The organism is Neobacillus citreus, assembly GCF_018343545.2.
GTDB lineage: Bacteria > Bacillota > Bacilli > Bacillales > Cytobacillaceae > Neobacillus > Neobacillus citreus.
Map to the genome: position 1 here is coordinate 60389 of NZ_JAGYPE020000027.1, position 7875 is coordinate 68263.

Consider the following 7875-nt stretch of genomic DNA (forward strand, 5'->3'; position numbering starts at 1 on the left):
AATATTTCATTTGTAATGAATGATTTTAATCACAAACTCGTACCGGGATTAGTGTTATTTTTTAAAAAAGCAATTGACGAAGGAGAATCCTGGATATGAGTGAATTCATTAATAACCGCGAACAACAAACATATAAGAATACTGAGCGAATTGAAATTTTAAAAGAAATTTTCAGAGATCTTCATAATGGAAGAAATTTAAATGAAGTAAAGGCTCATTTCGATGCTTTTATTGGCAAGGTTACCATTGAGGAAATTGCGCAGCTGCAGCTGGAGTTTGTCAACGAAGGAGGCATGCCGGCAGATGAGTTGCAGCGCCTGTACACTCAGCACACTGATATTTTTAAAGGAAGAATTGAGGAAGATAACCGCGAAAAACGTCCTGAGGAGCAGCCGGGACACCCGATTCACACCTTCATGCTGGAAAATAGAGAGCTTGATAAATTAGTGAAAACGCAGCTCCAAGTGCATTTATGGCAGTTCGAAGAAGAGGATCATGCGGAAAATGTATTTAAGCTCTTAGAGGATATCAATTTACTGCTTGATATTGATAAACATTTCAATCGTAAAGAGCATTTGATTTTTCCGTACTTAGAAAACTACGGCATTTACGGTCCAACAAATAATATGTGGAGAATCGATGACTTCATCCGCGATGCAATAAAAGAAGTGAGACAAACACTACTTCATTATAATGGTGAAAAGAAGGTAGTGCTTGAAAAACTAAATTGGGTAATCGAAGAGGTAACAGCAATGATTTACCGTGAGGAGAACATTCTGTTCCCAATGGCGCTGGCCAATTTCACAGAAGATGAATGGGTGAAAATTGCTCATGAGAGCGATGAAATCGGTTTTTGCCTAACCGAACCGGAAGCTGTTTGGAAACCAGAACGGAAGGCACTTGATGAAAATGCCATTTCCGAAGGCTATATTAAAATGGAAACCGGGATCCTGTCGTTAAAACAACTTGAACTGTTATTAAACCATTTGCCGGTTGACATTACCCTTATTGATCATGAGGATGTGGTTCGTTATTTCTCGCACGGGAAGGAACGAATTTTTGCTAGAACAAAAGCGATTATCGGAAGGACAGTGCAAAATTGTCACCCGCCAAGAAGTGTTCATGTGGTCGAGGATTTGCTCGCAGACTTTAAATCAGGTAAGAAAGACAGCGAGGATTTTTGGATTAAGTTTCGCGATAAGTACGTCTACATTAGATATTTTGCCGTTCGCGATGAGGATGGAAAATATGTAGGCACCTTGGAGTTTACGCAAAATATCGCCCCGATTCAGGCGATCGAAGGTGAAAAACGGATTTTATCATAATGTTATAGAAGTAATTGGGATTGGCCCCCTCGGTGAATGAGGGGGTTTTTTGTGTATATGGGAAAAGTGTACAGTGATCAGAATGTCGCAAGAAAAATAAATAAAAAAGACAAACTCATCCAAGTTAAATAATTAGCACAACGTGGCAAAATCATGTAATCTAAAAAGTGCGTTTTTGAAAATAAAGGAGGATGAGAAATGGATAAATCCACTAATAAACGAGGCCCAATCGTGGCGCTTCTTTTAGCGGGAACATTTATCGCAATCTTAAATCAAACCTTGATGATTACAGCAATACCTCCAATAATGAAGGAAATGAACATTACCGCCAACAGTGCGCAATGGCTGACGACCATTTTTATGCTTGTCAACGGTATTATGGTACCAGTAAGCGCATTCCTGTTAGAACGGTTTACCACCCGCCAGTTATTCTTGACTGCAATGAGCATTTTTGCAGCCGGTACAATAGTTGGGGGAATAGCCCCAAATTTCGAATTTCTTTTATTAGGAAGAATTATTCAATCATGCGGAGCTGGAGTGATGCTACCGTTGATGCAAACGGTATTTTTGCTGATTTTTCCGGTTAATCGACGCGGCGCTGCTATGGGACTAGTTGGACTTGTTATATCCTTTGCTCCGGCGATTGGGCCGGCCTTATCGGGATGGATTACGTCGCATTATTCATGGCGCCTCTTGTTTTTTATCATCCTGCCAATAGCTTTAATAGACATTGTTGTCGCATACTTCACCTTGAGAAATGTTACCGAATTATCGAAACCCAAAGTCGATTGTCTTTCCATCATTTTATCCTCTATTGGATTCGGCAGTCTTCTATATGGATTCACATGTGCAGGAAATTTTGGCTGGGGAAGCGGCATCACTCTTTTTACATTAGGAATCGGAGGTCTTGCCTTGGTATGGTTTATTACAAGACAGTTACGTCTGGAACATGCCATGCTGGAATTTAGAGTATTTAAAATTTCGATTTTTCCGCATGCCATCATTATCGGGATGGTAGGGTTTATGGGGTTAATTGGTGCTGAAACGATCATTCCTTTATATATGCAAAATATGAGAGATTTCTCAGCGTTTGAGGCAGGCCTTGCTCTTTTACCGGGCGCGCTAATAAGCTGATTTTTGGCACCGATTATCGGTAGGATTTTTGATAAAATTGGTGCTAGATGGCTGGTAATCACAGGTTTAATCATAATAACCGCATCCTCATTTGTGTTTACTAAATTGGGTCCAAACACAACCATTACCTTTATAACAGTTTTATATAGTATTAGGATGTTCGGCCTCTCCATGGTTATGATGCCGGCTGCCACGGCAGCCCTAAACCAGCTTCCGAAACGGCTCATTCCCCATGGAGCAGCAATGGATAATACGATGAAAATGATTGCCGCATCGGTTGGGACTGCAATTCTTGTCACTGTGATGACGACAACTGCTGCATCGGCGAAGGATGAGCCGGGAATCTTATATCCGGATATCCACGGTGCCAACATGGCATTTATGGTGATTGCTGTACTATCGCTTTTGACGCTGGTTCTTTCGTTTTTTATAAAAAATGACACCCTGCCTGAAGAAGGTAATGAAGATGAGGGGCGCCGAAACATACGAGTGAAATTCCAAGAATAGAGTGCCCATTTGAAGAGGAGGCGAGTGTCTCCTCTTTATTTTGTGTGAAAGCATGTCCGTCTACCAGGTGAAGGTACTTGACCATGAAGCCGTAGGTGTGGTTAGCCTAACGTAATCGTGTCCGTGATTTAAGTTTTAGTAAATATTAGTAGCAAAGACCTATTCTTTTCGAGATATTGATGATGAGATAATAGGTGCAAGTAAGCGTTTTCTATTGGTAATTGTGCAAACGTTTGCGCAAAAAAACAGGGGGAGGAAAATGAATGAAAGGAAAATCACGTAAGTGGATGAATTACCTTGCACTTTTGGCATTAGTAGTGCAAACGATTGCAGGAACAGCTTTTTTCCATCCGGCACAAACAAATGCAGAAGGTCGGATTGTGACTCTAGTTGGTGACCTGCAAGATGAGCTAGGAGGTTCCGGTGAGTGGAATCCTGCAGATCCTGCTACACAAATGAAATTGCAGGAAACGGGAAAGTACATTCTAACCGGTAAGCTGCCTGCGGGAAATTATGAATATAAAATTGCCATAAATGGCACCTGGGATGAGAACTACGGGGCAGATGGGGCACGGAACGGTGATAATTATAAATTATCACTTGATAAAGAAACAGAGGTTACGTTTGTTTATGATGACACTACTCATAGAGTAACCGTACCGATTGAATTGCCGGATAATCAAAAGCCAAGGATTGTTGGTGATATTCAACCAGAGCTTAATGCCGGGGGAGAGTGGTCCCCAAGTGAATCAACGGCTATTTTGCATGATGAAGACCATGACAACGTATACACATATACAGCTCAAGTTCCAAAAGGGAAACATGAATTTAAAATTGTTCTTGGGGATAACTGGAGTGCACCAGCTTATCCAGCTAATAATTTTGTGTTAAATGTTCTAAAGGATGTATCGGTTACATTTTTTTACAACCATGATACAAAGGAAGTATATACCAATTATGATCCGGGGCTTCCCGATGGCAATGTTCAGGGGGACAAGCTATACCACGATACATGGGATACAGCTTACCGTTCACCATTTGGGGCAGTTAAAGCAGGAGATGGTGTAAAACTTCGTCTTCAAGCAAAGAAAGGGGACCTAACTGGAGCAAGGGTTCAGCTAAAAAACTATAATACAGGTAACACGGTTACTGTAGATATGGAATCTGCCGGCTGGCTTGAGCAAAAGGGCGGGCAAGTGGAGTTTTGGGAAGCGAACGTGACGCCTAAAGAAAAGGGTGTATACGGGTATAAATTTATTGCCCAAGATGGCGCAGGTCAGAAGGAATATGGGGAAGATGTCCAAGAAGGCGGTATAGGTACGGCATCTGACTCCAACGCATCATTATTCCAACTAACGGTATATGACCCGTCATATAAAACTCCTGATTGGATGAAGGAAGCTGTCGTTTATCAGATTTTCCCTGACCGTTTTTACAATGGAAATAAGAAAAACGATAATGCCAAAAACAATGCACGCGGGGAGGAGCAAATTGAACATAAAGAATGGACTGATTTGCCTGATAATCCTCGTTTGAAAGGGACCGAAGGATATCAAGACGATGCCATCTTTTCTAATGATTTCTTTGGGGGCGACATTGCAGGTATTCAACAGAAATTGGATTATATCCAATCATTGGGAGTAAACACGCTTTATTTAAATCCAATTGCTGAGGCAGCATCGAATCACAAATATGACGCTGCAGATTATAAAAATGTCGACCCGATGTTTGGTTCTCCACAAGAGTTCGAGGCATTTACTAAGGAGTTAAAGAAACGAAAGATGCACTTGATTTTAGATGGCGTATTTAACCATGTTGGCGATGATTCCATCTACTTTGACCGTTACGGTAAATATCCAACGGTAGGTGCTTATGAGTATTGGTCTTCTATTTACGACCTTGTGAATCAGGGAATATCAGAAGATGAGGCTAAAAAACAAGTAAAAGAAAAGTTTATATCTGAGGGCCAAACATTTAGCCCTTATGGGTTTGAAAACTGGTTTAACATTCAAAATGAAAAAGTTGACGGTGTTTATAAGTACCAATGTTGGTGGGGGTACGATTCACTTCCGGAAATCAAATCCATTCCCGGTGAAGCAGTAGATTATCCATCTGAACTAAATAATGACTCGTTCGCCAATTACATTATGTATGATGAAGATTCGGTAGCCAAGTCATGGATTAAAAAGGGTTCTTCAGGTTGGCGTTTAGACGTGGCGAACGAAGTGGATCCTCAGTTTTGGAGGGAGTTCCGAAAAGAACTTAAGACTGGAAAGAAGGATGAACCATTAATCCTGGGTGAAATCTGGGATGATGCCTCCAAATATTTCTTAGGTGACCTATATGATTCCGTCATGAATTACCGCTTCCGCGGAGCGATGATCGATTACCTAAAAACGGGAAACGCAGAAGGTGCACAAAATCAGCTCAATGCTGTTTATGAGGATTATCCAAAAGAAGCATTTTATTCCCTTATGAATCTGATGGGTTCACATGATACTGCACGTGCAGCGTTTGTTCTAGGGAATGGAACAGACTCTTTTGAAAGAGCGGAGTTCGATAAAAACTATAACCAGAAGCTAGGAATTCAACGTTTAAAGCTGGCTGCCATTTTGCAGATGGGTTACGCAGGCGCACCGACCATTTATTATGGTGATGAAGCAGGTGTGACCGGCTCAAAGGATCCCGATGACCGCCGTACGTATCCATGGGGCAGCGAAGATCAGGAGTTAATCAAGCATTATCAAGCCATCGGAAAAGTAAGATCGAGTTATCATGATTTGTTTAGCTATGGTGATTTGCACCATTTATATGCAAAAGGCGATGTGCTTGCTTTTTCACGATCTGATAAAAAGAATGTTGGGATCGTCATTACAAACCGCAGCAACGAACAAAAAACAGTCGAGCTAAATATGGAAGAAATAATGATAAATGGAATTAAATTAACAGACCAGCTCGATAAAAGGTATACAGCAGAGTCAAAGGATGGAAAATTGATTGTAACTATTCCGGCCATGAGTGGGCGGATGCTTGTTTCGGAAAAGGGCCAAAACCTAAAACGTCCTGCTGCTGTTACGGATTTAACCGTGGAAGAAGGCAATCATTCGGGAGTGATTAAATGGGAAGGCGACGCGCAAAGATATGCCGTCTACCAAACAACGATTTCCGGTGCTTTTTACAAAAAAGTAAAAGAGTCTTCTACTAATAGTGTAACAATTGATGGACTAGATAATGGACGAAAATATTACTTTGCAGTGGCGGCGCTTGATAAAAATGGGAATAGCTCTGAGAAGGTGGAATTCCAAACTGCCGTTATTCCGCATGTGAAATTAACGGAAGATAACTACAAAATTGAAAACGTCACATCGCTTGAACAAGCGAGTATTGATCTTTCAAAGCCTGAAACAGTCACAGCAAATTTCTTTGTAAAAGGTGAAACAGAAACGGGAGAAATGGAAGGATTGCAGGCTAAACTTGAAGTAAAAAAGCCTGGAAGCGAAAATTGGATTTCTTACAATGCTACTTATGTAAATCAACAGGATGTGTCGAATGTCTTTAGTTCTAATTTCCTGGCGTTTGATGAAGGCAGCTATGAGTATCGATTTGCCTTTTCAAATGACTTAGGCCGCACCTGGGTCACAAGTGAAATAAAAACTGTAACCTTTACCAAAGGAAGTGACACCATACCCCCTGTAGAAAAAATAACATTAGCTGAGCCGCAACAGGAATCAGGACAAGTGAACCTTTCTTGGAAATTGGAAGGAAATGAAGATCCATATATGATTGTTATTGTCCGAGACGGCATAAAAATCGATCAGCTGCTGGATGTGAAAAAAGAATCGTATCGCGATATTAACGTAACAAACGGAAAAACGAATACGTACGAGGTACAAGTTTATGACCGGGCGGGAAATATGGTGAAATCCAATCCTGTAACTGTCACACCTGAATTAGTAACCGTAAAGGTAACATTTAAGGTGAACGCACCAGCCTATACTCCACAAGGAATTTATATTACGATGCCTGGCAGCAAAAACGGCTGGAACACCGGTGCATGGCAAATGACGCGTGCTGGGGCAGTCACCAATGATTATGAATATACTGTCGAAGCACAGGAAGGTGAAGTATTAACGTATAAATACGTAAAAAATGGCACATGGGATCAAGAAGGGTTGCCTGACCATACAGCTTCGAACCCAGATGATGATGATGTCAGCTATTACGGCTACGGAGCACAAGGGACAGACCTATCTATCATCGTTACAAACCAGGGTGGAAACCAAATGGTCGTTCAGGATAAGATTGTCCGTTGGATTGATCAGCCAGTTGTTATAACTTCCCATACTGACGGGCAAACGGTATCATCTGACACGATAACGCTGCAAGGTTATGCTATTAAAGATGGGGTTCTTACTATAAATGGTGAGCCTGTAACAATAAATAGTGATATGACTTTCTCGCAAACTATTAAATTAAATGCAGGAGAAAACAAACTCAGCATTCATATCGAACCATCAGAATCAAGTAAAACGACTAATTTTAAAAATGATGGCGGTGCAATTGCTAAAGCAACAAAGACGTTTGAATTCGTGATTAATAAACAATAATATTGCTATTGCCTCTTTCCTAATTAAATGGAGAGAGGCATTTTATTTTGGATTTTATCTTTCTTTTAGTTCAATTGGAAAAAATTATATATTGAACACGAGTAATTCAGGTGATAAGATATAAAAGTTCCTTCACGAGAGGTCAAACCTAATGAATGAAAATTATGAGTTGACACTTATGAAGTGAATATGATATATTAATTTTTGTCGCTGTAACAAGAGGCGAAATAGTTCTTTGAAAACTAAACAAACAAAAACGTCAACAAACAATAATATTCGTTTCATTTGAAACGAAGCCAACG

2 protein-coding genes and 1 pseudogene are annotated in these 7875 nt (G+C 40.6%); all 3 read left to right on the plus strand.

All coding sequences use genetic code 11. The features are described 5' to 3' along the window. The first annotated feature begins 95 nt into the window (after positions 1-95). On the plus strand, positions 96-1325 hold the full coding sequence (locus KHB02_RS15640) for a DUF438 domain-containing protein (protein WP_213148238.1): 1230 nt from the start codon (positions 96-98) through the stop codon (positions 1323-1325). A gap of 198 nt (positions 1326-1523) precedes the next feature. Beyond that, positions 1524-2966, plus strand: a pseudogene (locus tag KHB02_RS15645) (DHA2 family efflux MFS transporter permease subunit). Positions 2967-3229: 263 nt separating this feature from the next. Continuing rightward, entirely contained in the window at positions 3230-7573 is a 4344-nt protein-coding gene (locus tag KHB02_RS15650; protein WP_213148239.1) for an alpha-amylase family glycosyl hydrolase, read from the plus strand. Positions 7574-7875 lie beyond the last annotated feature (302 nt).

Bases quoted from the DNA above. Each gene is read 5' to 3' on its own strand.
- KHB02_RS15640 (WP_213148238.1), top strand. From the start codon at position 96: ATGAGTGAATTCATTAATAACCGCGAACAACAAACATATAAGAATACT.
- KHB02_RS15650 (WP_213148239.1), top strand. From the start codon at position 3,230: ATGAAAGGAAAATCACGTAAGTGGATGAATTACCTTGCACTTTTGGCA.